The organism is Moraxella sp. K127, assembly GCF_015223095.1.
In the GTDB taxonomy this organism is placed as follows: domain Bacteria; phylum Pseudomonadota; class Gammaproteobacteria; order Pseudomonadales; family Moraxellaceae; genus Moraxella.
Genome location: NZ_JADFBZ010000018.1, coordinates 14,661 through 39,644 on the forward strand (window position 1 = coordinate 14,661; position 24,984 = coordinate 39,644).

A 24,984-nucleotide genomic window follows, 5' to 3' on the forward strand; every position below is an offset into this window, starting at 1 on the left:
ATCAGAACTTCAAAAACTCATCAATCGGCATGGCATTTAGCCTATCCAAATCGTCCTTGGTGTCCACCCCAAGCGGTAAGGCGACTTTGGCGATGTCTATGGCGATTTTTTGCCCATTTTCTAAAATACGAAGCTGTTCTAGACTCTCCAAGCGTTCAAGCACGCCCTGCTCCCATGTGCCAAATTCTTTTAATAATTTAACCCGATAGGCATACAACCCCAAATGGCGATAGGCGTTTTTTGGGGCGTTGCCAAGCTCGCCTGCCAAATGAGCGTCCCTGTCATACGGTATGGGGCTACGGCTAAAATACAAGGCATTTTGGCGAGCGTGGACGACTTTTACCACCGAATTTTTATAAAAATCATCATAATTATCAATGACTTCACATAATGTCGCCATAACACAGTCAGGATTTTCCACCAAAAGATTTTTGGCTTGTTCTAGTAGCACAGGCGGTACAAGCGGTTCATCGCCTTGCATATTGATGACAATGTCATCGTCCGCCAAGCCCAAAATCCGTGCCACTTCCCCCAATCTGTCCGTGCCTGACGCATGCTCACCCGTCATTACCACAGGCACGCCCGCCTGCTCACACACCGCAAAAATCCGCTCATCGTCCGTTGCCACGCACACGCTGTCGGCAAAGGTTGCTTGCAAAGCCTTTTGGGCTGTCCATAAAATCATGGGCTTGCCATGCAAATCCAGCAAAGGCTTGGCAGGTAGACGAGTGGATTTGTAGCGGGCGGGGATAATGATATGGGTTTTGGGTGCGGTCATGGGCTTTTCTCGTTTAAAGATTAACATAATAACAAATTATCTAACTTGTTTTGAAATAAATCAATCAATGCTTTGGCATGGTTGTTGTATTTATCTTGATATGAAAAATGCACATGACCAAAATAAGATACTTTAATCACACCACCGATAGATTTGATTTCATAAATGACATGACTGTCATCAATTTCATATAATTTTTGAACAGGTAATTTTTGCTCAATGAAAGTTAAAATAGATGATTTTAATTTTAAAAATTTCTCAAAGTCTATCTGAATAAATTCATCTTTTCTATCATAAAAACTTTGAAAAATCATTAAAGGAAATTTAAAATTTTTAATATCATTGTCTAAAATGTCCGATAAATGATGAAACACCAATGGCAATCCACCACTTCTTAATAATACAACAAATGGTATGGCTGGATTTTTGGTAATAAACACCACATCGCCATCAATATTATGAGCAATCTTACAGCCATTTAAAACATCTTGAACATCAATATTTTGCCATTCCCAATAATCAAGCATATCTGCAAAATTGTTTTTCAAATAATCGGTATCATACTCATCAAATATCAAAAAATCATTAAAGAAACCACCAAATCCAAATGTATTTAAAAAATCATAATAACTGCTCGGTAAATCAAATCCAATTTGTGTTTTAATGTCCAGTATTTGATGATGAGTGAATGGCTTTAAATCGCCAATGATATGAATGTCTTTTGTTTTCATAATTTATCAATACCCAATTCATTAAGCACCCTATCCATTTCCCCATAAACACTTTCTGATAACACCGCTTGCACAGGTAACACCCAAACATTATCAAAAATTGTATGGTTATGCTGTTTGGCAAGTTCACGCAATTTAACCGCGTCTTTGCTTGTGGTTATGATGGGTAAATCCTTTAAATCCATCAAATCATCAAGCACAAATTCGTGATGGTCGCCAAAGGGCTTTTCCATCACATCAAACCCAAGTTCGGTCAAGGTCTTAAAAAAACGGGCAGGATAACCAATACCACTGACGGCATACACCTTTTGTGGTGCAAGTATATGATTTTTATCAGATTTATCATGAAAAAGCGGAATGATTTTACTGGGAGCAAGGTGCATTAGTAAGGCACTATCATCATAGCGTTCAGTTCGGCTATCGTGATAAATCACAGTCGCCCCATTTAGGCGGTCAAGCGGTTCCCGCAAAAAGCCCTGTGGGAATAATTTGCCGTTACCGAACCCACGCACGCCGTCCACCACTATCCACTCCACATCTCGGTGCAGGGCATAGTGTTGCAGTCCATCATCGCTGATGATGAGTTGTAGAGTTGGATTATTTTTTATAAGTAAATCAATGACTTGACCACGATTTGCCCCCACCGCCATTGGCACGTTTGTGCTTTGGACGATAAGGCACGGCTCATCGCCCACGTCTTTGGGGGTGCTATCGGCAAAAACCATTGCAGGGCTACTGTCTGCCCGTCCATAGCCACGACTTATCACGCCCACGTTTATGCCTTTGTCTTGTAAATATTTAACAAGGGCGATGATAAGCGGGGTTTTGCCACTACCGCCCACCGTGATATTACCGATAATCATCACAGGAATGGGGGCGTAGTATTTGGCAAGTTTATCGTTATCATACAAGGACTTACGCACACGCCCCACCACCCCATACAGGGCAGACAAGGGGGCGAGTGTGGTTAGCATGGGGGAGTTGTCTTGCCATGCTTTGGTAATGAGTAGTTCTAGGTTTTTCATGGGGTGGTCGGCTCGCTTTGCTCATCAAAAGTACGCTCGTACATGGTACGATACATACCGCCTTTGGCAAATAGCTCGTCATGCGTACCCATTTCTACGATTTGCCCTTTATCCATGACGATGATACGGTCGGCGTTTTGGATGGTGGATAAGCGATGAGCGATGACAAGCGTGGTACGCCCTTGCATGACGGTTTCTAACGCCTTTTGGATATAGTATTCGCTTTCGTTATCTAGGGCGGATGTGGCCTCGTCCAATATCAAAATCGGTGCGTCTTTTAACAATGCTCGTGCGATAGACAGCCGTTGGCGTTGCCCGCCCGATAACTGCAAACCGTCCGACCCGATAAAGCTGTCATAGCCGTCTGGCAACGCCATGATAAAATCATGAGCATAAGCCGATTTGCTTGCCTTGATGATGTCATCACGGGATTTGACGGATAACGCCCCATAAGCGATGTTGTGAGCGACCGTATCCAAAAACAGCGTAACCTGCTGATTGACCATGGCAATCTGTTCACGCAGTGATGATAATTTAATCTCATCAATGGGCGTGCCGTCTATCAGTATCCGCCCCGATGTTGGCGTAAGTGAGCGAGTAAGCAAGTTTACAAGAGTCGTCTTACCCGAACCTGACCGCCCCACTACCGCCACCGTCTCGCCTGCCTTAATGTCAAGGTTAAAGCCCTTTATCGCTTGCACGCCACCATCATAGGTCAAGCTCACATCATCAAAACGGATATTACCATGAATGACAGGGGTTAGCGTGCCGGTATCACGCTCCTCGGGCGTGTCTAACAGTTTAAACACAGACGCACCCCCTGCCAAGCCCCGTTGCAGTTTTTGATTGACATCGGTCAAGGCTTTGACAGGACGGGCAAGCAGTCCTGCGGCGATAAGAAAAGATGCAAACTGCCCTGCCGTCATGCCCCCAAGCACTTCGGGACGCAGAGACAACCACACCACAAAGCACATACCTGTTGCCATGAGTAGCTGAATGAGCGGTGAGTTGATGGCGGCAAGCACAGTGATTTTCATGCCTTTTTGTAGGTTATCCAGACTTGCTTTGTTAAATCTATCAGCTTCATACACCTGACCGCCATAGTTTTTGACGACCTGATAGCCCGCTACTGCTTCATTGGTGATATGACTGACCGCACTCATAGACTCTTGGATGCCTGTCGATAGTGTGGCGAATTTTTTGGAAACTTTTTTGATAATCCAAAAAATCGGTGGTACGACTATCATCAAAACAAGCGTAAGTCGCCAGTTGCTATAAAACAGATAACCAAACAACGCAATGACCGTCAAACCCTCTTTTAATAGCGTGGTAATCGCCTCGTTACTGCCTGCGGTAACTTGCTCCACGTCAAAGATAAGTTTGGATGAAATGGTGCCGGCAGGGTTTTTTAGATAAAAATCGGACGGCAGGCGTAACAGCTTTTCAAACACCGCCACACGCAAATGATAGACAAGGTTACGAGAGATATACGCCGAATAATATCCCCCCAAAAACGCCCCAACCCCCCGAAAGAAAAACAGAGCAATTACCAAAAACGGAAACCAAAATTTGCCTTTTTCATCATCGTTGTTAATGGCATCAATAATAAACTCAAAGAGCTTGGCACTGGCAACCTCAGAGCCTGCACTTAGCACCATGCCAATCGCCATAAAAATCGCTGCCCACCAATAGGGTTTTAGGTAGGACATCAGACGCAAAAAGACCGCCAATTTGTCATTGGGGTCAAAGTTGGTTTGGGGGGTAGGTTTTGACATGATTTTTAAAAGAAAAGTTTTTTGGCATTTTAACATAAAATACCACATCACACCGCATAAATCGTGCGATTACTTACTACTGCTTTGTGGTGCTGGAACAACGGTGCTGATGTTTAGGTTTAAAAAGCCCATTTTGCCCGCCACATCCATGACACGCACCACCGCTTGGTGTGACGCTTCGGCATCGGCAGCGATGACGAACAGTTGTTTGCGGTCAGTGCCTGCTTCTTTTTGGAGCATGTTAATCAGCTCAGCTTCGGTACTAGACCCCAAGGCAAGTCCATTAACCAAATAAGTGCCGTCTTTTTGTACTGCCACTTCTATCTGTTTGCCTTCGTTAGTCACTGCCACACCTTCGGCTTCGGGCAGGACGATGTTAATGCGACTAAAATGGTTAAAGGTCGTCGCCATCAGCAAAAATACAATCAAAAAGAGCAAGCAATCAATCATGGGGGTTAGATTGATTTCCAAAGGTTCAACGGTCGGTTTACGAAATCTCATGGCGATACTCGGCTATGACTACTCTTGGTGTTGGGAATGAGCGACAGGCTCACTGGCTTGGCTTGGCTCTTTTTGCGGACTGTCTTTCATCAGCCCATAGTCATACATCTCTTGGATGAGTAGTCCTGCTTCACTCTCGAATTTGGCATTAATATCCACAATGCGTCTTTGGAAATAACGATACGCCATCAGGGCAGGAATGGCGACAAACATACCGCCTGCGGTGGTAATCAAAGCCTGAGAGACGCCGCCTGCGAGCATGGCAGGGTCTTGCATAGAACCGTCTGTCACCGCCAAAAATGAGATAATAATACCGAGTACCGTCCCCAACAGACCCAAAAGCGGTGCAATCGCCCCAATAGTACCGAGCATGTTAATGTTCTTCTCTAAGGTGTGAATCTGTACACTGGCACGGTTTTGCATGTGCATGGTCATGCTGTCTAGCCCATACTGGCGATACAAAAGCCCTGTTGCCAAAATATCACCCAGTGGCGACTCGCCTTTGATGGCAAGCAGGGTGTTTTTATTGATGTCACCTTTGGTGCGTAACTGGCTAATCAGCTGTTCTCTAAGTCCGCTCGGGGCAAGCAAACCCATGCGTAACACTTTGCCACGCTCGATGATGATGACCAGTGCCACGATAGAACACACGATGATTGGCAACATCAGCCAACCGCCTGCTTTAACAAGCTCCCACATAATTTACACCGTTACTACAATTATTAGTTAAACATCAAGACTTTGCCACGCCAAGCTGTGCCATCAGCCCGCTTAGCTCATCATGGCTATGAAAAAATATCTCCACACTGCCCTTGCCGTCTTTGCCTTGTTTTAGCTTGACCGTCGCCCCCAATGCGTCCGAGAGCTGTTGATTTAGAGCGATGACTTCACGACTATTGACCGAGACTGCCTTTGGCTCAGGGTGCAAGATAGACTTGACCAGTTTTTCTGCTTCACGCACCGTCATGTCCGCATGAATGATTTTTTTGGCGATGATGGGCTGTTGGTCTTTAGACAAAGACAGCAAAGTGCGGGCATGACCCATGTCAAGCAGATTATCCATCATAAACGCCTTGACTTCATCATGCAACGCATTCAGGCGTAGCAGGTTGGACACGGTCGTGCGTGCCTTACCCACGACATCGGCAATCATCGCATGACTCATGCCAAACTCGGTATGAAACCGCTCCAACGCCGCCGCCTGCTCTAACACCGTCAAGTCTTCACGCTGAATGTTCTCAATGAGTGCCAAGGCAATCGCCACCTCATCAGACAGCACACGCTCAATGGCAGGAATAGTGGTAAGCCCTGCCAGTTTGGCAGCTCGCCAACGTCGCTCACCTGCGATAATCTCATGGGTAATGCCATCCGCCTTACTCTCGCCATCCAACAAAGGGCGGATAACGATGGGTTGCATGACCCCGTGCTGACGTACTGACTCGGCAAGCTCCTGCAAGGCTTCTTCTTTAATGTCTCGTCTGGGCTGATATTTACCTGATTGCAATCTGACAGGGTCGATTTGAATGAGCGTGACCTGCTCACCATCTTGGGCAGGCTCAGACTGGGCGGTCTTGGCAGATTTACTGGTTACTTGGGCGGTGCTTTTGTCGGCATTGGCTTTTATGCCAGTTTTTTTGGGACTGGCTGACTTGGGGGCAGGGGCAGATTCCGCTGTCGGCATGATGGCTTCTGCGGTCAAATCTCTTTCTCGTTTAATATTACCCATCAAGGCTTCTAAGCCACGTTTCGTGCCAAGCCCACGCTTTTTTGTCATGCCCATTTACACCAGTGTTACAGAAAATAGCAGGGTATTTTACCACAAATAACATCTCATGTTAAATGCTAAGTGTGCTTTTTGTCGTAAAAATACCCAAAGTTGTCTTTGGGTAAGGGATAAATTCAAAATTAATACGACTTATGAATACAAGACTCACCGCTCGCTTCGGGCATGATAAGCCACATGATAAGATAAAACAAAATCCCACCAAACAATGTAATGGTTGCTGTCAGTGGAATGGACAACACAAACAGCCACCGCAGTACCGCAGGCGACCACCCCATGTATTCGGCAATCCCGCCGAACACCCCTGCCATCAGACGATGACGTTTTGAACGGTGTAGGCGGATGAGTTTGGGCTTGGTGCGTGTAAGTCTGGCATGGTTAGGGCTGACATGATGAGTCATGGGCTATCTTTTCCTTTTAAAATTTATATTAAAACAATTTAAACATAACACTTTTTTAATAATACTTTTTTGGGTAAATACAATGCCCTTTTGCAAAACTTTACATTGATAAAATAAAAGAGCGGAAAAAACCGCCCTTTTATCATTGATTATAGACAAATTTACACCGCTTGAATCGCTGTCAAGGCAATGGTATAAACAATGTCATCCACCAAACAGCCACGAGACAAATCATTAACAGGCTTGTTAAGACCTTGTAGCATAGGCCCTACACTAATCACGCCTGCGGTACGTTGCACGGCTTTATAAGTGGTGTTGCCAGTGTTCAAATCGGGGAAAATAAACACGTTGGCTTCGCCTGCCACCGCTGAATTTGGGGCTTTTTGTTTGCCTACGCTTGGCACAGAGGCTGCGTCAAATTGTAAGGGTCCGTCCACTTTTAGCTCAGGGGCTTTTTCACGGACAATCTCTAACGCACCTTTGACCGTATCCACGTCAGGGCCTGAGCCTGAGTTCATGGTAGAGTAGCTAATCAAGGCAACTTTGGGGTCAATACCAAACGCTTTGGCGGACTCGGCGGACTGGATGGCAATCTCGGCAAGTTGCTCGGCGGTTGGGTTTGGGTTCACCGCACAGTCGCCATAGACGACCACTTGCTCGGGCAGTAGCATAAAGAACACGCTAGATACTAGGCTGTACTGTGGAGCGGTCTTGATAAGCTGGAACGCTGGGCGAATGGTGTCTGCCGTGGTGTGTACCGCACCTGATACCAAGCCGTCCACATCGCCCACTTGTAACATCATCGTGCCTAGATATACGGTGTCTTGTAGAGCCTCTCTCGCCCCTGCTTCGTCTAGTTTACCCTTACGGCGTTCTACCATGGGGGCTACATATTTTTCGATGACGGTGGACGGCTCGATGATTTCAATGTCATCCGGCAAGGTAACACCACGCTCGTCTGCCACCGCACGGATTTTGGCAGGGTCGCCCAACAGCACGCACTGGGCAATGCCACGTCTTTGGCAAATCGCCGCCGCTTCAATGGTGCGTGGCTCATCGCCCTCTGGTAGAACGATACGTTTTTTGGCGTTTTGGGCAAGGCGAACCACTTGGTTACGAAACGCATAAGGCGATAATTTTTGGGTACGCTCGGACGTTTTGTAGCTTTCAAATGCCCCACCGTCAATCTCAGACAGATGACCGCCTTTGTCGGTGCGTGCCACGACTTGCACTTTGCCAGACAGTTCAGCTGTGCCAATCACGCCCCAAATACGCTCGCCTTTGATACCGCCAAACACAGACGCAAACACAGGCAGACGCACGTCATTATCGCCCACCAAAATCACGTCCGCATCAAAACCTGTTCCCAACTCACGGTTCACACGGTTGGCATACGGACGGCTCTCATCAGCAAGCACGCCCACCACCACGCTGATAGGGGCGGACTGCTTGGCGATGACGGTTTCTAGTAGGTCATCAAGGTTGTTGTCGCTAATGGCACTCACCAACTCATCATGGCTTGGAATGGCGACAATCTCGCCACCGACTAGGTTTGCGACATTTTGAACCACAGTTTCCATGTTGATTTGGCTGGTGGTGGGGATAAGTAATAATGTTTTCATAAGTTACCTTTATCGATATCAATGTATTAGTAAGATTTTTAATTTAGCATCATCAATCATAATATTTGTAGGAGTAAAATACATTTGCCCTGTGTCAAACATTCACTCTTGGGCGAATATAATTCGCCCCTACACGTCCAATTAACAATGCCTTTATAATGTATTAAAAAATCATGGGTTATTTTAAGAAAAGCCAGACCTTAGCCCAGCTTTTCTTTTTATTACAATCCTAGTACCGCACGAGATTCGCTGGCGATTTGGAATTCTTCATCGGTTGGGACAACCCATAGCTCAACAGCAGAACCCTCAGCATGGAAACTACCCTCCGCCCCACGAGACAGTTCGGCATTTTTGGCGGTGTCAATTTGCACGCCCAAATGCTTTAAGTGGCTCACAATCTTAGCACGCATGTCCGCACCATTCTCGCCAATACCACCTGTAAAGGCAATGCCCGTCAATACTGGCAAACCTGCGGTCAAGCTAAGCAAGTATTTGGCAACACGGTAAGCGAACATATCAAGGGCGAGCGTGGCGTCAGCATTACCCTCTTTGTCGGCTTGTTCTAGGTTACGCATATCATTAGATACGCCCGACACGCCCAAAAGACCGCTCTTTTTATTCAAAAGCGTGTCAATCTCTTGGATAGACAAGCCTAAGGTGCGGTGCAAATGCAAGTGAATGCTTGGGTCGATGTCGCCTGAGCGAGTACCCATCATCAGACCTTCTAGCGGGGTAAGACCCATAGATGTATCCAGGCTTTGACCGTCGTATACTGCTGTTGCTGAACAACCGTTACCTAGGTGAGCCACAAGCCAACCTGTTTTGCCATCTTGACCGCTTAGCGTGTTGGCACGGTTTGAGACATAGTTGTGTGAGGTGCCATGAAAGCCGTAACGGCGGATTTGGTGTTCGGTGTACAGCTCTTTTGGAATGGCGTAGCGGTAAGCGTGGGCAGGCATGGTTTGGTGAAATGCCGTGTCAAAAATCGCCACTTGGGGCAGGTCAGGATAAATGGCGTTAATCGCCTTGATACCAGACGCGTTAGCAGGGTTATGAAGTGGGGCAAGGCTTGCCAACTCTTCGATGGTTGCTAGCACTTCTGGGGTGATGACGGTTGCTGATTTGAATTTGTCGCCACCGTGTACCACACGATGACCTACCGCCACAGGCTTATGCTCGGCGATAAGCTCGCCTAAGATGATTTGCAAGGCTTCGGTATGAGCCCCTGAATTTGGGATATCAATCTCCACTTTTGAACCGTCTAGGTTTTTGTGTTTGATGCGAGCATCAGCATTACCCAAAGCTTCGGCAAGACCTTCAATACGACTGTTACCATCTTCGCCAATCAAGGCATATTTGATGGATGATGAGCCACAATTTAATACTAAGGTGGGGTTGGTTAGGGACATGGATTTTCCTATGAATAAAAAAGATACGGCGGTGATTATAACACACAAAATTAACTTTGACAAAAGGCATGAACCAACCAAAACATGGCTTATCATTAAGCCTAAGCGCAAAACTCACAGACAAAGGACGCTCCCACAAATCAACACCCAAAAAGCGTCATCCATCAATTTTATAAATCCCACCAACCATACGGCATAAATGCAGACCATGATTTGTAAACACAAAACAGAATTTTTTAACCATAGAATATTGACCCCCCCCCCTTAATTTGATAAAATAACAAAGGTTTGTTAATTCTTTTTACTTTGAGTAAAATTTTATTAATAAATATTGACAAATCAAGCAAATCAACCTTGTTATTTTAATTAGGACATTTATCCATGAGTAATCCCAATACAACCATTCAACCTCTAGATTTTAGTGCAGCATTAAAAGCTCATGCAGACTGGAAAGGAAAATTAAGAGAAGCCATTGGTAATGAAGAGACCTTAGATGAAGCCAAAGTGTCTCGTGATGATTTATGTGTCTTAGGTGTTTGGCTTCATGATGAAGCTAACGTAAACGCCTTGACTGGTCTTGAAAGTTATCACCACTGCAAACAAAAACATGCAGAATTTCACAAAGAAATCGGTAAAGTAGCAAAAGAAATCAATAGAAAAAATTTTGACAAAGCCAAAGAAATGATTGGTTCAGGTTCACAATATTCTGAAATCAGTACTGACATTGCACTGTCATTACACCAGTTGAAAAAAGATGCCAGCACCTCTTAAAATGCTTTTTAAATAAATCCCCAAAAACCACGAGTGTCATGACATACGTGATGCTTGTGGTTTAAAATTGTGGACAATCTAAAAAGTACGCTAAAAGGCTCTATAAAATCGTAAAAAGGCTCTATAAAATCGTAAAGTGGACTAAGTCTGACATTAGCAAGCGTTTTTCATCGGACAGGGCTTTCAAAAAAGTTAGGAAAATTGGTAAAAATATGGCATAATAAGCACAAGTTTTGGGTTATATGCGAATGATTGCACCCAAAATTAGACCCGAAATAAAACATTCCCCTTTGCAAAGCGAACTTGCATTTACAATCACCAAACTCGGAGTTTTTATGTCAAAACCGACCATTGTCTACACCTATACCGATGAAGCCCCTGCCCTTGCCACGCACTCGCTACTACCTATCATCCAAGCCTTTACCAAAAGCTCAGGCATCGACATCACCACCAGCGACATCTCTTTGGCAAGCCGTATCCTATCTCAATTCCCCGAGTTTTTAAAAGAAGACCAACGCCAAACCGACGCCCTTGCCGAACTTGGCAAACTTGTGACCGAGCCACACGCCAACGTCATCAAACTGCCCAACATCTCAGCATCCATGCCACAGCTTTTGGCGACCATCAAAGAGTTACAAGATGATGGCTATGGCGTACCTGACTATCCTGCCGAACCCCAAGACGACAAAGAGCGTGACATCCAAGCTCGCTACGACCGTGTCAAAGGTTCAGCCGTAAACCCCATCCTGCGTGAAGGCAACTCTGACCGCCGAGCCCCAAAAGCGGTCAAAAACTTTGCCAAAAAATACCCACACAGCATGGGTGCGTGGTCAGCCGACAGCAAAACCCACGTCTCCACCATGAGTGGTAACGACTTTTTTGCCAATGAAAAATCAGTAACTGTGCCAAACGCCACCACCGTGCGTTTTGTCTTTACCGACAAAGATGGCAACAGCACTGACCTACGCAAACCACTTGCCCTAAAAGCAGGCGAAATCCTAGATGCGACTTTTATGAGCAAAAACGCCCTAGTCGCTTTCTTGGACGAGCAAGTCAAAGATGCCAAAGAAAAAGGCGTGCTATACAGCCTACACATGAAAGCCACCATGATGAAAGTGTCTGATCCCATCATCTTCGGTCATGCGGTTAAGTCATTTTTCAAACCTGTGTTTGACAAATATGGCAAAGAGCTGGCTGATGCTGGCGTGAACGTTAATAACGGTTTTGGCAACCTACTTGCCAACCTTGACAAACTAGATGCCACCACCAAAGCAGGCGTAGAAGCCCTTATCAATGAGACCTACGCCAACAACCCTGATGTGGCGATGGTGGACAGCGACAAAGGCATCACCAACCTACATGTGCCTAGCGACATCATTATTGATGCGTCCATCCCTGCGATGGTACGTGCATCAGGTCAGATGTGGGACAAAGACGGCAAACAACAAGACACCAAAATCATCATTCCTGACAGCACCTATGCTCCGCTATATCATGCCACCGTTGAGTTTTGTAAAGCAAACGGTGCGTTTGACCCGACCACCATGGGTACCGTACCGAACGTGGGTCTCATGGCTCAAAAAGCCGAAGAGTACGGCTCGCACGACAAAACTTTTGAAATCAGTGCGGACGGCAAAGTAGAAGTCATTGACGAAAATGGCAATGTCCTACTATCACACAACGTAGAAGCGGGCGACATTTGGCGTGCGTGCCAAACCAAAGATGCCCCCGTCAAGGACTGGGTAGGTTTGGCGGTAAAACGTGCCAGATTGTCCGACACGCCTGCGGTATTTTGGCTGGACGAAAACCGAGCTCACGATGCCGAGCTTATCAAAAAAGTCAAAACCTACCTTGCTGAGCTTGACACCGATGGGCTAGACATCCACATCATGCCATTGGTTGAAGCCACCAACTTCACGCTAACCCGCCTAAAAGACGGCAAAGACACCATTGGCGTAACAGGTAACGTCATGCGTGATTATCTGACCGACCTATTCCCCATCTTAGAGCTTGGCACGTCTGCCAAAATGCTCTCTATCGTGCCACTCATGAATGGGGGCGGCATGTTTGAGACAGGGGCGGGTGGTTCTGCACCGAAACACGTTCAGCAGTTTAACAAAGAAAACTACCTGCGTTGGGACAGTTTGGGCGAGTTTTTGGCATTGGCGGTGTCACTTGAACACCTAGCTGAGCGTGAAAATAACACCAAAGCCCAAGTGCTTGCCAGCACCCTAGATAAGGCAACCGAAGAGCTACTACTTAACGACAAATCGCCACAGCGTAAACTGGGCTCTATCGACAACCGTGGCAGTCATTACTACCTTGCCAAATACTGGGCAGAAGCCTTGTCCAAGCAAACAGACGACAAAGCCCTAGCCGATGAGTTCGCCCCCATTGCCAAAGCATTGAACGAACAAGAAGAGACAATCGTGAGCGAGCTAAACGGCGTACAAGGCGGGGGCGTTGAGACCGAAGGCTACTACTTTGCCAACCGTGAGTTGCTTGACAAAGCCATGCGTCCAAGTGCTACCTTTAACGACATCATCGCCAAATTGGGCTAAAACAGACCCATCAAACCGTGATGTTAAAAATGCCGTCCTAGCGATGGCATTTTTATTTGTTGCAAATTGTAATGATGGTTGCACCCCTGTGCAAATTTGATATACTGACTGTCATTTTCTATCTATCATCATTTATCATGAATCACACCACCGTCATCATCATTATTACCGTTGCTGTCAGCCTGATGGCATGGCAAAACAAAACGTTTCTCGGCAGGCTCGTCTTTGACCCCATCTCCATCACTCGCCATAAGCAATACGACCGTTTTTTAACCAGTGGTTTTGTTCACGGTGACGGCATGCACCTGCTGTTTAACATGATTACCCTATACTTTTTTGGACGAACCATGGCGCGGTTTTATATCCATGAGTTGGGAGCGTTGGGCTTTGTGGGCTTTTACACTCTTGCCATCATCGCATCTAGCATTCCTGACTATATCCGCCACAAAAACAACCCCCGCTTTGCCAGTCTTGGAGCGTCAGGCGGTGTATCAGCGGTGTTATTTGCCTTTATTCTACTAGCCCCGTGGCAGACCATTTACCTGTTCTTTATCCCCATTCCTGCGATTATTTTTGCCATTGGCTATATCAGTTATAGCATCTGGGCGGACAGACGTGGTACAGGACGGATTAACCATCTTGCTCACCTATCGGGGGCGGCATTTGGCGTGATTGCCACCATCATCATCAAGCCTGCCATCGTGATACATTTTATCAATGCTTTGTTAAGTCCTGCTTTTTTAAGATGATTTAAAACAAAAAAAACAGACAATTTTTCATTGTCTGTTTTTGCTTAAAGGCTAATTAAAAAACCAATCAAAGACTTAGAAAAACCCCATTGCCTTGGGCGAGTAGCTCACCAACAGGTTTTTGGTTTGCTGATAATGCTCTAACATCATCTTGTGGTTTTCACGCCCAATCCCTGATTTTTTGTAGCCACCAAAGGCAGCGTGGGCAGGGTAGATGTGATAGCAGTTTGTCCACACACGCCCTGCCTGTATCGCACGCCCTGCACGATAAGCGGTCGTGCCATCACGAGACCACACGCCCGCACCTAGACCATACATGGTGTCATTGGCGATTTGCATGGCTTCATCAAAGTCCTTAAAGGTCGTAACGGTCAAGACAGGACCAAAGATTTCATCACGGAACACCTGCATTTCATTGGTGCCTTTAAAGACAATCGGCTCAATATAAAATCCGCCGTCTTCGTTCTCTTTTCGCTCACCGCCACCTGTCAGAAGCTCTGCCCCTTCTTTTTGACCGATGTCGATGTATTTTAGGATTTTGTCCTGCTGTTCTTGGCTTGCCTGAGCCCCAATCATCGTCTCGGTGTCAAGCGGATGTCCTGTTTTGATGTTTTTGACTCGGTCAATGGCACGCTTGATAAACTCATCAGCGATACTCTCATGCACCAACGCACGAGACGGACAAGTGCAGACTTCGCCTTGGTTTAGGGCGAACATGGCAAAGCCTTCTAGGGCTTTGTCCAAAAACTCATCGTCTTTGTCCATGACATCGGCAAAGAACACATTGGGCGACTTACCACCAAGCTCCAAGGTTACAGGAATGATGTTTTCGGTCGCATATTGCATGATGTATTGACCGACTTCGGTCGAGCCTGTAAAGGCGATTTTGCTAATGCGTGGGTTCGTGGCAAGCGGTTTGCCCACCTTTAAGCCGTCGCCATTGACGATATTTAGCACGCCTTTTGGCAAGATGTCTTCGATAAGCTCGGTCAGCACAAGGATACTCACAGGCGTTTGCTCGGCAGGTTTTAACACGATACAGTTACCTGCTGCCAAGGCAGGGGCGATTTTCCATGCCGCCATAAGAATGGGGAAATTCCATGGAATGATTTGCCCAACCACGCCCAACGGCTCATGAAAATGATAAGCCACCGTGTCATGGTCAATCTCGCTGATACCGCCTTCTTGAGCTCTAATGCACCCTGCAAAGTAGCGAAAATGGTCAATGGCAAGGGGAATGTCCGCCGCCAACGTCTCACGTACAGGCTTGCCGTTCTCCCACGTCTCGGCAACGGCAAGCGTCTCCAAGTTCTCTTCTAGGCGGTCGGCGATTTTTAATAAGATATTGCTTCGCTCCATGGGCGATGTCTTGCCCCAAGCGTCCTTGGCAAGGTGTGCAGCGTCTAGGGCAAGCTCGATGTCTTCGCTGGTGGAGTCTGGCACTTTGGCAAAGGCTTTGCCGTCCACAGGCGAGATGTCGTCAAAGTACTCGCCTTTGACAGGGGCAACCCATTCGCCACCGATGAAGTTTTCGTATTGGGATTTGAAGTTGACTTTTGAGCCGTCTGTATTGGGATTGGCGTAACGCATACAATTTCCTTATAACAAGGTGAACGAAAAGCAAGGTGAATTAACCTGCAACTTGCACCTATCGACTCGCCAATTTACCCAAGTACAAATTACCTAAGTATAGCCTACCCAAGCTGTTGGCATTGCCGATATGTACAGTTGTAAATTATCTTAAAATTGACCAAATTGCAAGGGTGAAATGTTGTTTGATTGTAAAAATGATTTTGTTAAATTTCTAAATTTCAGTATTGACAGAAATTATAAAAACTTCTAAAATATCCAAAAACGTTAAAAAGGCAACTATCATGAAACTCTCCCCCACCACCGAAAAATTTGTCCTGCATTGGGGCGAAATGGGCAGTAAATGGGGCGTAAACCGCACAGTCGCCCAAATCCACGCCCTACTATTCATCACGGCAAAGCCGATGAATGCCGAACAAATCGTAGATACGCTCGGGGTCGCCCGCTCCAACGTCTCAAACAGCATTAAGGAACTGCAAAGCCTAAATCTTGTGCAGACCACGCACATATTAGGCGACAGACGGGATTATTTTACCACGAGTAGCGATGTATGGACGCTCGCTCGGGTCATCGCAGAAGAACGCTACAAAAGAGAGCTTGCCCCTACCGTGCAGTTTTTAGATGAACTCATGAATACGCCTGAATTTGAACTAGAAAACGAAGGGGTAAAACAACGCATTAAGGACACGCACGGCTTTGTGGATACGCTCACCACTTGGGCAAATGAAATGCTAAAACTCTCTACAACGACGCTTAATAAAATCCTAAAACTTGGGGCAACGGTGCAGAAGTTTTTAAAATAAAAAGAGAACAATAAAATGGCAACCAAAAAAGAAATCTTAGCTTACGCCAAACAACATGGCTTTATTTATCCAAAGATAAAAGTGATTTTTGGGTTTGGGTTGCTTGGCGGTATGATTGGCTTAATGACTGTGTTTGTTATTGATAGAATGACTCGTCTTATTGTTAATGGCGGTAATTTATTTTATGACATAAACATCATTTCTTTGATTGAAAAGATTTTTTCTGTTCTATTATTTAGCATTATTTTTGGCACGGTATTTGGTTGCATACCTGCTATATTGACAGGAATTTATTGTGCGATTTTTAATTTTATTATTGCAAAAAATTTGGATTATCTTCATTTGTATGTTGTTGGCACCATATTCTCGGCAATTTATTTTAATCATTGGATAAATTTACCTGATGAATTTTGGCAAATAATATATACCTTATTTAGTCTTGGCTCTATTGGCGGAATATCAGCGATGATTTGTGGTAAATTATTTTTACCAAAATTACCTAAAAACTTTGATAAATAGGACAGTAAAATGGTAACCAAAAAAGAAATTCTCGCTTATGCCAAACAACATGGCTTTATTTATCCAAAAATAAAAGTGATTTTTGGGTTTGGGCTATGTGGCGGTATGATTGGCGGTATTATGTTTTGTTGCATTGGTTTTATGATAGAAACTACCTATGAACAAATAATAAACCACATAAGTCATAAAGGCATAATAAGTTTATTCTTAAAGTTACCATTTTATATACTTGGATTTGCTTTTCTTGGTGCTTTGGCGGGTGGCATTCCTGCTTTTTTGACAGGTATTTATTTATCATTTAAAAATTTTATCTTTATTGATAAAAAAGATTATATCAAAATATTTGCCATTGGTTTTTTAATAACGGCAATTTGTGCTTTACTTATGGTGGTTTTTAGCAATCAACAACCGAATATGCAAAATACAATTTGGGATTTTTTTCTTATATCTTTCCCATTGGCTATTATTGGCGGAATATCAGCGATGATTTGTGGTAAATTATTTTTACCAAAATTACCCAGTAATTTTTAAATTTTTTTTGCATTATAATTTCTGTTTTAACAGAAATTTCAAAAGGAAATATCATGAAACTCACCATGTTCTATGACAACAGTTGCACTCTATGCCGTAGCGAAGCGATGTCTTTGTGGCGGTTGGGTGGTGGCGGTATCACAATCATCAGCGTATCGGACGGACAAAACGAGCTTGCCCAAGCAGGTATCAGCTACCAAGAAGCCATGACTCATCTGTGCGTCAAAGACGAATGTGGAGCTTGGTACAAAGGCATGGAAGCGGTGCGAGTGTTGTACAAAATGGCAAATATACGACTATTTGGCGTGGGGGCGTTTTGGTTATTTAATCTGCCCATGATTGATGTCTTATTAGATATCGCTTATCCGTATTTTGCCAAACGCCGTCATTTAATCCCTGCCTATTTGGTAAAATGGTGGTATGGGGCGGTTTATGATGTAAGATTAAATGAATTATGTGATACTGGCAATTGCCATATTTATTCAAAACCTTAACGCCCAACGGCATTGGGAGCAGTTCGTGCTAGGCTTTTATCTAATTCTATTTTTAGCCAAAGATTGGGTAATGACTCATCACAAACACGAGAATGACGAGTTTGTCTTTGGCTTAATAGACGTTTCATTTTTTGGCGTTTGCGTTTTAGAACGGACGGTTTTTCATAACAGCCCAAACGTTTTTTATACCAACGCCTTGCTTTATCACAATAAACCTTTTGATAAAAGGCGGATAAAGCATTATCAAGCGTCTCAAAATCTTGCGGATAAATGGTTGTCAAAATAGGTATTTTTAGACTTATGTTTATCTTTTAAAAGGGTTTATCATAGCAGATTTTTGCCATATCTGCAATCAACCTATTAAGGAGTAAAAAATGAACAAATCAAACTATCCCACAAACAAAATCCTATACACCTATGCTGTCTTAGGTGGTTTGGTGGGTGGCGTGTTAATTGGCATGGCGGGCGAGCTAGACGGCATTAAAGATATTTTGGACTTTATTGGTTCGGTATTATTTATCGGTATTATTGGGATGTTTGTGGGGTTTATTCCTGCAACTGCCACAGGATATTTGATTAGTAAATTTAAATTTTATAAAAAACCCAGTCATTTTTTCATCATCAGTTTAATAGGGTTTTTTACATCTTTTATATTCGCATTAGCATTTTTATTTTTTACAGATAAATTATCATTAGAAAGTGTTAATGATGATTTAACGATAATGAGTGTTATGGGATTATTAGGGGCTTTATCAGCCATAATTATTGGGTGGTTTGTCCTGCCAAAATCTGTGATAGAGTATAAGGAGAGTTTATGAACATTTTAATCACTGGCGGTAGTGGTTTTTTGGGGCGACAATTAACCCCAGCATTATTAAACTTAGGTCATCATGTGATTTGGATAAGCCAAAATCCTGATAAAATCACGCCTTTAAATAATATCAAAGTGATTGATTACAATGCCCTAAAAACCTTATCAACACCCATTGATGTCATCATCAATTTGGCAGGGGCAGGCATTGCTGATAAACGGTGGAGCGATAAACAAAAAAGACGGTTTTTTGATAGTAGAACAAACCCCACTTTGGCGATATTGGACTTTATCAAAAACAATCCCACATCCTTATTGATAAGTGGGTCGGCGATTGGTTATTACGGCGTGTCGGATAATGCGATTTTTGATGAAAATTCATCACCCATTTGTCAAGATTTTGCTAGCGAGCTTTGTCAAACTTGGGAAAATCTTGCCCTATCCGCCACTGATATTTGCCCCACAAAAGTCGCTATCATTCGCACAGGCGTGGTGCTAGACCCTAATGGTGGTATGATGACTCGTCTGCTACCTGCCTTTAAAATGGGGCTTGGCGGACGGCTTGGTAATGGCAAACAGGTATTAAGTTTTATTAGTTTATCCGATTGGGTGCGTGCCGTGCTGTTTATCATTACCAAAAATAAAAGCGATGATTTACCCATTCGCCAATTTTATAATCTAACAAGCCCCAATCCAATAACCAATGCCGATTTTACCAAAGCGATTGGGCAATTATTAAATAAACCCACGTTATTTCATTTGCCGTCTTGGTTTTTATCATTATTGCTTGGCGAAATGGCAACGTTATTGATAGACGGACAAAAAGTTTTTCCCAATCAATTACTCTCTATGGGATTTGAGTTTCAAGACAAAAGTATTTATTTTTTGGAGAATCAATTATGATTAAAATGTATTATGATGACACTTGCCCCATTTGTCGTACCGAAGCCTATCATATCAAAAGCGATGATATTCATATCATTGCCATAAAAGACGGCTTGGCAGAATTACAAAAGCATGGCATTGATGAATTAACCGCCATGACTTATTTATGCGTATTAGATGATAATAATGTCATGCACAAAGGCATAAAAGCGGTGCGACTTTTGCACCAAACTGCCAACACCAAATTTAACAAACTGCTTCATTTGCCAATCATCAAGCCATTAAGTGCCATTATCTATCCCTTATTTGCCAAATACCGCCACAAAATCCCAAAATGGCTTATCATCAAACTGTTTGGCAATGTACAAGAAATCAATGAATGCGATAATGGTATTTGTCAATTATCGCCAAAAGATCGATTAAATCAACATAAAAAATCATGAACATTTTATTATTCGGTCATACAGGATTTATTGGCAAAAAGATTAATGATTTATTAAGTCAAAATCCCTTATATCATATCAAAACCCTATCATCAAAAATGCTTGATTTTAATTGTCCAACCATACCGCCTGATTTATTTGATGATATTGATGTGGTGATTAACGCTGTTGGCGTGATGAGTGATGATACCGCCTTTATGGAAAACATTCATCATCATACGCCTGTTTGCCTTGCCACTATCGCCAAACAAAATGGTGTAAAACATTGGCTAAATCTCTCAGCACTCGGAGCGGACGAGCATTCGCCCATTGCTTTTGTAGGCAGTAAAGGGCGTGGCGATAAGGCGTTATTGGCATTGGCAGATGATGATTTTAGCGTAACGGTCATTCGTCCGTCTTTGGTGTTTGGGCAAGGCGGAGCAAGCATCAAGCTGTTTTTGAGACTTGCCAAACTACCGATTTGGGTTTTGCCTAATGGCGGTCATTTTATCATACAGCCTGTTCATGTTGATGATGTGGCGTTAGGGTTTTTACATCTTTTATCTTTTCAAAAAAATGGAATAATAAATATGGTAGGCTCACCCATTTTATTAAAATATTATTTACAGATACTAGCCAATAATTTTTATCAAAAACAGCCTATTTTTATCATCAATATTCCTTTATTTTTTGCTAAATTATTTTTAAAAATGATTTATCCGATATACAAAAATCCGTTATTTTCTATGGATAATTTGACATTATTAGAAAATAGCCAAGTGGTTGATGAAAATGATTTTATCAATTTATTAGGCAAAAATACCCGCAATTATCAGGATTTTAGGTTTTAATTTTAAAAATAATCCACGACAATCCTAAAACAAAAACAGATACCAATAATCCCGACATAAACATCAGCATAAAACCTTTAAAATAAGGCGTATAATAAAACCCTGTTATCATCGTTAAAATTTTTATCGCCAATAAAGCCACCACAAATTATGTAAGAATACTAAATTGTATTAAAATCCTACCCATAACCATATCATGCAATATCAGGCTAAATGTTGGATAATGTGCTAAGGCATATTTATCTATCATCACATAAATAGGCACAAATACCAATACGCCCAATATCAAACTTAATGTCTCTAGCCAATTACTAAAATAACCCCCAAAAGCACCCAAAAATAAAAACCCAACGATTGCATTGGAGCATACCAGACCTGTCCATTTTAGCCAAATATTATTCATCTTTTAGCCCCATTATTTTTTAAATAATCACCAAACGTCATCATTGCCATAATTACCGCCGTCAATATCGCCACCACAACGGATAATAACCCACCTGTTACCACCGTCAAGAAAAACGCTCCAAAAAATCCTATGTTCGTTGGGTGAGTACTTATATTAAAACCCATAATACCGCCAACCAATTCAAATGCTATCCCACCTGAAAATATATCCACAATCATTATAAATTGCATCAACGCCCGAATAAGCACGCTAATCCATAAAGATTTTCTAAGGTGTTCATACTGATAATCCAACGCATATTTATCCAAAAATACATAGATTGGCACAAATACCCAAATACCAAAAAAGATACCTATATTATACGTCCATGATTTAAGATCCAAAAAACCACCAAGAAACAACCCAAGAATAGCATTTAACCATACCAATGCCGTCCATTTTGACCAAAGCTCAGTCATGTCATATTTTTGTGTCATAGTATGCCTTTTTGTGTTGATAAAATTGGTAGTATTATAATCACTTGCTCTTTGTATGATTGTGAAAAAATCATGGAAAAATAATGAAAAATAACAAACCCTATAAAATTTTTGGTTCTGGTTCAAAAAGTATGCTACAAGGAAAACCGTTCGTGGTGAGCTTGTCGAACCATAACGGTTTTCCTACCCTTCGACAGGCTCAGGGTGAACGGAAAACCTAGTTCAGCATACTTTTTAGACTACTACCAAATTTTTCATGGTTTGCCAAATTTTTTTCATCTATTTTTTTACATTTATCCGCCAAAATGGGGTATAATTTTCCGCCAAATATCTATGTAAAATCCAGATATTCTCGCCTTACGATGTAGAGTTTTGCTCATTCTGTCAAGCCTAGATTTACGTTGTAAATGATGAAAAGCCACCAGAATGTCGTAAGTTTTTTAATCTATTTAAGTGATTTTTTATGAATTATCAATTATTTACATCAGAGTCCGTTTCCGAAGGACACCCTGATAAAATGGCAGACCAAATCTCAGATGCCATACTTGATGAGATTTTGACCCAAGACAAGGACGCTCGTGTGGCGTGCGAAACCCTAACCAAAACAGGGGCGGTAGTACTGGCAGGCGAAATCACCACCCATGCCAACATTGACGTGGAAGCAATCGTCCGCCGTGCGGTCAATAAAATCGGCTATAACCATAGCGATTTGGGCTTTGACGGGGCAAGCTGTGCGGTCATCAACATGATTGGCAAGCAGTCGCCCGAGATTGCCCAAGGCGTGGACAGACAACGCCCCGAAGACCAAGGGGCAGGCGACCAAGGGTTGATGTTTGGCTATGCGTGCAATGAGACAGACGTACTCATGCCTGCTCCCATTCAGCTCTCACACCGCCTAATGGAACGCCAAGCCGAACTGCGTAAAAACGGCACGCTCTCATGGCTACGCCCAGACGCTAAGGCACAGGTAAGCCTACGCTATGATGACAATCATCGCCCATTGGCGGTAGATGCGTTGGTGCTGTCCACTCAGCACGACCCCGAGATTAGCCAAGCTGACCTGCATGAAGCGGTCATGGAAGAGATTATCAAACAAGTCATTCCTGCCGAACTGCTCCACGCTGGCACAAAATACCACATCAACCCAACGGGCAAATTCGTCATTGGGGGGCCTGTGGGGGACGCAGGTCTGACTGGACGTAAAATCATCGTAGATACTTATGGCGGTATGGCTCGTCATGGGGGCGGTGCGTTTAGCGGAAAAGACCCGTCCAAAGTTGACCGTTCGGCTGCCTATGCAGGGCGTTATGTCGCCAAAAATATCGTGGCGGCAGGGCTTGCCGACCGCATTGAAGTGCAAGTGTCCTATGCCATTGGCGTGGCAGAGCCGACTTCTATCTCGGTCAATACCTTTAATACAGGCAAGGTGTCTAATGATGAGATTATCCGCCTTATCCGCACCCATTTTGACCTACGCCCCTACGGCATCACTCGTATGCTGGACTTGCTACAACCGATGTATCAAATCACGGCAAGTTACGGGCATTTTGGGCGACATGGTACGGACAATGCCTTTACTTGGGAAAAGACCGATAAAGTAGAAGCGATTAAAGCGGATACGAATTGGTAATTTGCTAAAATACATCTAACGAATTTGATGTTTGCCACACGCTTTGTAGGGGCGTGTTGAACACGCCCCTGATGATATAGCGATTTATAGGACGTGCTCAGCACGTCCCTACGCCCACATATTATAAATTTGTGGTAATTTAAAGTTCTTTATCTAGGGCGTGTTGAACATTGATAACATTTTATAAAATAAGATGAAAATTTGATGATTTCAATCAATTTTTGCATGAAAAATGGCTAAATCTTGTTTTTCATCGTCAAAAACTTGTCTGATAGAATAACTATCAACCTGCGTTTTTTCCTTGAAAAACGTGCGATTTTTCTCATTTTTCATTGCAAATACCAAAGTTCAACACGCCCTATAAAAGCCATCCAAAAACTGGCTTTTGTTAATTTTTTATCAACCTTATGGAAATCTTATGTCAAACCTTAACGAACAAATGACCAACAACACCGCCGAATTACCCCAAGATGCCAACGCCTTTTTTGAGCGGGCGGACAGTGTCATTACGCTTGCCAACAGCCAATTATCACCAAACTCTCACGCAGGGCAAGTGGCAGCATCTTTGAGTTATGCCGCCGCTCGTTTTGCGGTGTCAGCAGCAAGCATTGGTTTTGTTAAGGGGTCGGATTTTGCCAAAGAAAAAGCGGACATCATCGCCTTTTATACTGAGCAATACCAAAAAATGCTGGCGGACAATATTGATGATTATGCCGAGAATTTTGAAAAATATACAGGGATTAAAAAATAGTGTTAATGATATTTTAAAATTAATGATATTTCAAAAGATTGTTAGGGGCGGATATAATCATTCGCCCTTATGATGACATTTTAAATCACCCTAGACATAGCCATGAGCGATAAAATCCCCCTACCGATAGAACTTTATCATTCCAATAAATTCCTGCTATTTTCTTTGGCTTTTGGCGGTGCGATGTTTTGGTTTGGGCGGACTGTTAATGTTATCGCTGACGAATGGTTTATTATTGCCCTATCTATGGTACTGATGATTTTTGGGGCGTTGGTTGTCTTGGTATGTATCATCTCTTTCATCAATCCTAAGTCCGTTTTAATGATTACCCGTTATCATATCAATGGCGGGCATGGATTATTAAAAAGATGGTTTAATAAAATAATGCCATTGCTTTTAAAGACATTCACTCATTGGAACTGGATTATCATACTTATAAAGACGTGAAACATTGGCATATCGTCATTTTATTAAACACTGGCAAAAAATTACACCTACCGATTAGAAGTATGAAATATGAAACAATAATAATAAATGAAAAAGAAATCTTTCATCTTATCAATCAAGTTTATCAAGGCAACATACCGCCCACATTTGAAGATTTTGATATGGACATTCATGACCGCATGACAACATGGGGGTTATTTATGATTGGTTTTGTGGTGCTGATGTTGGTTGTTGTGGGTTTGATGAAATGACGGTAAAACAC

The 24,984-nt window shown here is 43.3% G+C and carries 29 protein-coding genes; 15 read left to right on the forward strand and 14 right to left on the reverse strand.

The genetic code is table 11. From position 1 onward, the window contains the following. Position 1: 1 nt before the first annotated feature. From kdsB to IM753_RS05565, 10 genes are all read right to left on the reverse strand, one after another. Positions 2 to 778: a 3-deoxy-manno-octulosonate cytidylyltransferase gene (gene kdsB, locus IM753_RS05520; protein ID WP_065255531.1), complete on the reverse strand. Its 777-nt coding sequence runs from the start codon at positions 776 to 778 to the stop codon at positions 2 to 4. A 20-nt stretch (positions 779 to 798) separates the two neighbouring features. After that, positions 799 to 1,509, reverse strand: coding sequence for a hypothetical protein (locus IM753_RS05525; protein WP_065255421.1), 711 nt, complete (start codon positions 1,507 to 1,509; stop codon positions 799 to 801). Continuing rightward, entirely contained in the window at positions 1,506 to 2,534 is a 1,029-nt protein-coding gene (gene lpxK / locus IM753_RS05530) for a tetraacyldisaccharide 4'-kinase (protein ID WP_065255422.1), read from the reverse strand. Before lpxK ends, IM753_RS05525 begins: the two co-directional genes overlap by 4 nt. Further along, complete coding sequence (msbA, locus tag IM753_RS05535; protein ID WP_065255532.1) at positions 2,531 to 4,309, reverse strand: lipid A export permease/ATP-binding protein MsbA; 1,779 nt, start codon at positions 4,307 to 4,309, stop codon at positions 2,531 to 2,533. Before msbA ends, lpxK begins: the two co-directional genes overlap by 4 nt. A 69-nt stretch (positions 4,310 to 4,378) precedes the next feature. Further along, positions 4,379 to 4,810, reverse strand: a complete 432-nt coding sequence (locus tag IM753_RS05540) for a biopolymer transporter ExbD (protein ID WP_062500030.1) — start codon at positions 4,808 to 4,810, stop codon at positions 4,379 to 4,381. Positions 4,811 to 4,828: 18 nt separating this feature from the next. Next, entirely contained in the window at positions 4,829 to 5,509 is a 681-nt protein-coding gene (locus IM753_RS05545; RefSeq protein WP_194108846.1) for a MotA/TolQ/ExbB proton channel family protein, read from the reverse strand. A gap of 34 nt (positions 5,510 to 5,543) precedes the next feature. Then, positions 5,544 to 6,584 (reverse strand): ParB/RepB/Spo0J family partition protein, encoded by a 1,041-nt coding sequence (locus tag IM753_RS05550; protein WP_194092502.1) that lies wholly within the window; start codon positions 6,582 to 6,584, stop codon positions 5,544 to 5,546. Positions 6,585 to 6,715: 131 nt separating this feature from the next. Beyond that, positions 6,716 to 6,994 (reverse strand): PspC domain-containing protein, encoded by a 279-nt coding sequence (locus IM753_RS05555; RefSeq protein ID WP_065255425.1) that lies wholly within the window; start codon positions 6,992 to 6,994, stop codon positions 6,716 to 6,718. Between the two features lie 161 nt (positions 6,995 to 7,155). Further along, the gene (gene pta, locus IM753_RS05560) at positions 7,156 to 8,616 is read right to left on the reverse strand and encodes a phosphate acetyltransferase (protein WP_194108847.1); all 1,461 of its coding nucleotides are present in this window, start codon (positions 8,614 to 8,616) and stop codon (positions 7,156 to 7,158) included. 221 nt (positions 8,617 to 8,837) lie between these two features. Next, entirely contained in the window at positions 8,838 to 10,025 is a 1,188-nt protein-coding gene (locus IM753_RS05565) for an acetate/propionate family kinase (protein WP_194108848.1), read from the reverse strand. Between the two features lie 381 nt (positions 10,026 to 10,406). Here IM753_RS05565 and IM753_RS05570 point away from each other — a divergent pair, with 381 nt between their 5' ends. The 3 genes from IM753_RS05570 (at position 10,407) to IM753_RS05580 (ending at position 14,106) form a co-directional block, all read left to right on the forward strand. Then, entirely contained in the window at positions 10,407 to 10,796 is a 390-nt protein-coding gene (locus IM753_RS05570; RefSeq protein WP_065255427.1) for a CZB domain-containing protein, read from the forward strand. A gap of 335 nt (positions 10,797 to 11,131) precedes the next feature. Further along, a complete protein-coding gene (locus IM753_RS05575; protein ID WP_194092505.1) occupies positions 11,132 to 13,357 on the forward strand; it encodes an NADP-dependent isocitrate dehydrogenase in 2,226 nt (741 codons plus the stop codon). A gap of 137 nt (positions 13,358 to 13,494) precedes the next feature. Further along, entirely contained in the window at positions 13,495 to 14,106 is a 612-nt protein-coding gene (locus IM753_RS05580) for a rhomboid family intramembrane serine protease (protein ID WP_065255535.1), read from the forward strand. A 75-nt stretch (positions 14,107 to 14,181) separates the two neighbouring features. Here IM753_RS05580 and IM753_RS05585 read toward each other — a convergent pair whose 3' ends face one another. Further along, the gene (locus IM753_RS05585) at positions 14,182 to 15,696 is read right to left on the reverse strand and encodes an aldehyde dehydrogenase family protein (RefSeq protein ID WP_194108849.1); all 1,515 of its coding nucleotides are present in this window, start codon (positions 15,694 to 15,696) and stop codon (positions 14,182 to 14,184) included. A gap of 284 nt (positions 15,697 to 15,980) precedes the next feature. Between IM753_RS05585 and IM753_RS05590 the strand changes: the two genes are divergently transcribed. The 4 genes from IM753_RS05590 to IM753_RS05605 are packed head-to-tail and all read left to right on the forward strand — an operon-like array spanning position 15,981 to position 18,043. Then, positions 15,981 to 16,499, forward strand: a complete 519-nt coding sequence (locus IM753_RS05590) for a GbsR/MarR family transcriptional regulator (protein ID WP_065255430.1) — start codon at positions 15,981 to 15,983, stop codon at positions 16,497 to 16,499. Positions 16,500 to 16,514: 15 nt separating this feature from the next. Then, on the forward strand, positions 16,515 to 17,018 hold the full coding sequence (locus IM753_RS05595; protein WP_065255431.1) for a hypothetical protein: 504 nt from the start codon (positions 16,515 to 16,517) through the stop codon (positions 17,016 to 17,018). 9 nt (positions 17,019 to 17,027) lie between these two features. After that, entirely contained in the window at positions 17,028 to 17,549 is a 522-nt protein-coding gene (locus IM753_RS05600; protein WP_065255432.1) for a hypothetical protein, read from the forward strand. Between the two features lie 53 nt (positions 17,550 to 17,602). Continuing rightward, on the forward strand, positions 17,603 to 18,043 hold the full coding sequence (locus IM753_RS05605; protein ID WP_065255433.1) for a thiol-disulfide oxidoreductase DCC family protein: 441 nt from the start codon (positions 17,603 to 17,605) through the stop codon (positions 18,041 to 18,043). Here IM753_RS05605 and IM753_RS05610 read toward each other — a convergent pair. Continuing rightward, on the reverse strand, positions 18,040 to 18,324 hold the full coding sequence (locus tag IM753_RS05610; RefSeq protein ID WP_227713079.1) for a hypothetical protein: 285 nt from the start codon (positions 18,322 to 18,324) through the stop codon (positions 18,040 to 18,042). The two genes, IM753_RS05605 and IM753_RS05610, sit on opposite strands and share 4 nt — an antisense overlap. 93 nt (positions 18,325 to 18,417) lie before the next feature. Here IM753_RS05610 and IM753_RS05615 point away from each other — a divergent pair, with 93 nt between their 5' ends. From IM753_RS05615 to IM753_RS05630, 4 genes are read left to right on the forward strand one after another with little or no spacing between them, the layout of a single operon-like run. Next, positions 18,418 to 18,861 carry a hypothetical protein gene (locus IM753_RS05615; RefSeq protein WP_227713080.1) on the forward strand — a complete coding sequence of 148 codons (444 nt, stop codon included), beginning with the start codon at positions 18,418 to 18,420 and terminating at the stop codon, positions 18,859 to 18,861. Further along, positions 18,858 to 19,757 carry a TIGR01777 family oxidoreductase gene (locus IM753_RS05620; RefSeq protein WP_065255436.1) on the forward strand — a complete coding sequence of 300 codons (900 nt, stop codon included), beginning with the start codon at positions 18,858 to 18,860 and terminating at the stop codon, positions 19,755 to 19,757. Before IM753_RS05615 ends, IM753_RS05620 begins: the two co-directional genes overlap by 4 nt. Beyond that, complete coding sequence (locus IM753_RS05625; protein ID WP_194108851.1) at positions 19,754 to 20,182, forward strand: thiol-disulfide oxidoreductase DCC family protein; 429 nt, start codon at positions 19,754 to 19,756, stop codon at positions 20,180 to 20,182. The genes IM753_RS05620 and IM753_RS05625 overlap by 4 nt, the downstream gene beginning before the upstream one ends. After that, the gene (locus IM753_RS05630; RefSeq protein ID WP_065255438.1) at positions 20,179 to 21,012 is read left to right on the forward strand and encodes an NAD-dependent epimerase/dehydratase family protein; all 834 of its coding nucleotides are present in this window, start codon (positions 20,179 to 20,181) and stop codon (positions 21,010 to 21,012) included. Before IM753_RS05625 ends, IM753_RS05630 begins: the two co-directional genes overlap by 4 nt. Before the next feature lie 399 nt (positions 21,013 to 21,411). On the opposite strand, the gene IM753_RS05635 is transcribed toward IM753_RS05630, so the two are convergent. Continuing rightward, positions 21,412 to 21,894, reverse strand: a complete 483-nt coding sequence (locus IM753_RS05635; protein ID WP_065255440.1) for a hypothetical protein — start codon at positions 21,892 to 21,894, stop codon at positions 21,412 to 21,414. 463 nt (positions 21,895 to 22,357) lie between these two features. Here IM753_RS05635 and metK point away from each other — a divergent pair, with 463 nt between their 5' ends. After that, the gene (gene metK, locus IM753_RS05640; protein ID WP_194108853.1) at positions 22,358 to 23,524 is read left to right on the forward strand and encodes a methionine adenosyltransferase; all 1,167 of its coding nucleotides are present in this window, start codon (positions 22,358 to 22,360) and stop codon (positions 23,522 to 23,524) included. 210 nt (positions 23,525 to 23,734) lie between these two features. On the opposite strand, the gene IM753_RS13290 is transcribed toward metK, so the two are convergent. Next, positions 23,735 to 23,857 (reverse strand): hypothetical protein, encoded by a 123-nt coding sequence (locus IM753_RS13290; RefSeq protein ID WP_255518635.1) that lies wholly within the window; start codon positions 23,855 to 23,857, stop codon positions 23,735 to 23,737. 85 nt (positions 23,858 to 23,942) lie between these two features. On the opposite strand from IM753_RS13290, the gene IM753_RS05645 reads away from it, so the two are divergent. The 3 genes from IM753_RS05645 (at position 23,943) to IM753_RS05655 (ending at position 24,973) form a co-directional block, all read left to right on the forward strand. Then, positions 23,943 to 24,275, forward strand: a complete 333-nt coding sequence (locus IM753_RS05645) for a DUF3144 domain-containing protein (protein WP_227713081.1) — start codon at positions 23,943 to 23,945, stop codon at positions 24,273 to 24,275. A gap of 102 nt (positions 24,276 to 24,377) precedes the next feature. Beyond that, entirely contained in the window at positions 24,378 to 24,722 is a 345-nt protein-coding gene (locus tag IM753_RS05650; RefSeq protein ID WP_194108854.1) for a hypothetical protein, read from the forward strand. Positions 24,723 to 24,784: 62 nt separating this feature from the next. After that, the gene (locus IM753_RS05655) at positions 24,785 to 24,973 is read left to right on the forward strand and encodes a hypothetical protein (protein ID WP_194108855.1); all 189 of its coding nucleotides are present in this window, start codon (positions 24,785 to 24,787) and stop codon (positions 24,971 to 24,973) included. The last annotated feature ends 11 nt before the right edge of the window (positions 24,974 to 24,984 follow it).

What these genes read in the sequence shown, in the direction of transcription:
- IM753_RS05615 (WP_227713080.1), top strand. Translation starts at nt 18,418, where the DNA reads ATGAACAAATCAAACTATCCCACAAACAAAATCCTATACACCTATGCT.
- IM753_RS05645 (WP_227713081.1), top strand. Translation starts at nt 23,943, where the DNA reads ATGTCAAACCTTAACGAACAAATGACCAACAACACCGCCGAATTACCC.
- IM753_RS13290 (WP_255518635.1), bottom strand. Translation starts at nt 23,857, where the DNA reads ATGAAAAATGAGAAAAATCGCACGTTTTTCAAGGAAAAAACGCAGGTT.
- pta (WP_194108847.1), bottom strand. Translation starts at nt 8,616, where the DNA reads ATGAAAACATTATTACTTATCCCCACCACCAGCCAAATCAACATGGAA.
- IM753_RS05525 (WP_065255421.1), bottom strand. Translation starts at nt 1,509, where the DNA reads ATGAAAACAAAAGACATTCATATCATTGGCGATTTAAAGCCATTCACT.
- IM753_RS05550 (WP_194092502.1), bottom strand. Translation starts at nt 6,584, where the DNA reads ATGACAAAAAAGCGTGGGCTTGGCACGAAACGTGGCTTAGAAGCCTTG.
- IM753_RS05655 (WP_194108855.1), top strand. Translation starts at nt 24,785, where the DNA reads ATGAAATATGAAACAATAATAATAAATGAAAAAGAAATCTTTCATCTT.
- IM753_RS05585 (WP_194108849.1), bottom strand. Translation starts at nt 15,696, where the DNA reads ATGCGTTACGCCAATCCCAATACAGACGGCTCAAAAGTCAACTTCAAA.
- lpxK (WP_065255422.1), bottom strand. Translation starts at nt 2,534, where the DNA reads ATGAAAAACCTAGAACTACTCATTACCAAAGCATGGCAAGACAACTCC.
- IM753_RS05620 (WP_065255436.1), top strand. Translation starts at nt 18,858, where the DNA reads ATGAACATTTTAATCACTGGCGGTAGTGGTTTTTTGGGGCGACAATTA.
- IM753_RS05555 (WP_065255425.1), bottom strand. Translation starts at nt 6,994, where the DNA reads ATGACTCATCATGTCAGCCCTAACCATGCCAGACTTACACGCACCAAG.
- IM753_RS05565 (WP_194108848.1), bottom strand. Translation starts at nt 10,025, where the DNA reads ATGTCCCTAACCAACCCCACCTTAGTATTAAATTGTGGCTCATCATCC.
- IM753_RS05570 (WP_065255427.1), top strand. Translation starts at nt 10,407, where the DNA reads ATGAGTAATCCCAATACAACCATTCAACCTCTAGATTTTAGTGCAGCA.
- IM753_RS05600 (WP_065255432.1), top strand. Translation starts at nt 17,028, where the DNA reads ATGGTAACCAAAAAAGAAATTCTCGCTTATGCCAAACAACATGGCTTT.
- IM753_RS05595 (WP_065255431.1), top strand. Translation starts at nt 16,515, where the DNA reads ATGGCAACCAAAAAAGAAATCTTAGCTTACGCCAAACAACATGGCTTT.
- IM753_RS05625 (WP_194108851.1), top strand. Translation starts at nt 19,754, where the DNA reads ATGATTAAAATGTATTATGATGACACTTGCCCCATTTGTCGTACCGAA.
- IM753_RS05605 (WP_065255433.1), top strand. Translation starts at nt 17,603, where the DNA reads ATGAAACTCACCATGTTCTATGACAACAGTTGCACTCTATGCCGTAGC.
- IM753_RS05540 (WP_062500030.1), bottom strand. Translation starts at nt 4,810, where the DNA reads ATGAGATTTCGTAAACCGACCGTTGAACCTTTGGAAATCAATCTAACC.
- IM753_RS05575 (WP_194092505.1), top strand. Translation starts at nt 11,132, where the DNA reads ATGTCAAAACCGACCATTGTCTACACCTATACCGATGAAGCCCCTGCC.
- IM753_RS05580 (WP_065255535.1), top strand. Translation starts at nt 13,495, where the DNA reads ATGAATCACACCACCGTCATCATCATTATTACCGTTGCTGTCAGCCTG.
- IM753_RS05650 (WP_194108854.1), top strand. Translation starts at nt 24,378, where the DNA reads ATGAGCGATAAAATCCCCCTACCGATAGAACTTTATCATTCCAATAAA.
- IM753_RS05590 (WP_065255430.1), top strand. Translation starts at nt 15,981, where the DNA reads ATGAAACTCTCCCCCACCACCGAAAAATTTGTCCTGCATTGGGGCGAA.
- IM753_RS05635 (WP_065255440.1), bottom strand. Translation starts at nt 21,894, where the DNA reads ATGACACAAAAATATGACATGACTGAGCTTTGGTCAAAATGGACGGCA.
- metK (WP_194108853.1), top strand. Translation starts at nt 22,358, where the DNA reads ATGAATTATCAATTATTTACATCAGAGTCCGTTTCCGAAGGACACCCT.
- msbA (WP_065255532.1), bottom strand. Translation starts at nt 4,309, where the DNA reads ATGTCAAAACCTACCCCCCAAACCAACTTTGACCCCAATGACAAATTG.
- IM753_RS05545 (WP_194108846.1), bottom strand. Translation starts at nt 5,509, where the DNA reads ATGTGGGAGCTTGTTAAAGCAGGCGGTTGGCTGATGTTGCCAATCATC.
- IM753_RS05630 (WP_065255438.1), top strand. Translation starts at nt 20,179, where the DNA reads ATGAACATTTTATTATTCGGTCATACAGGATTTATTGGCAAAAAGATT.
- kdsB (WP_065255531.1), bottom strand. Translation starts at nt 778, where the DNA reads ATGACCGCACCCAAAACCCATATCATTATCCCCGCCCGCTACAAATCC.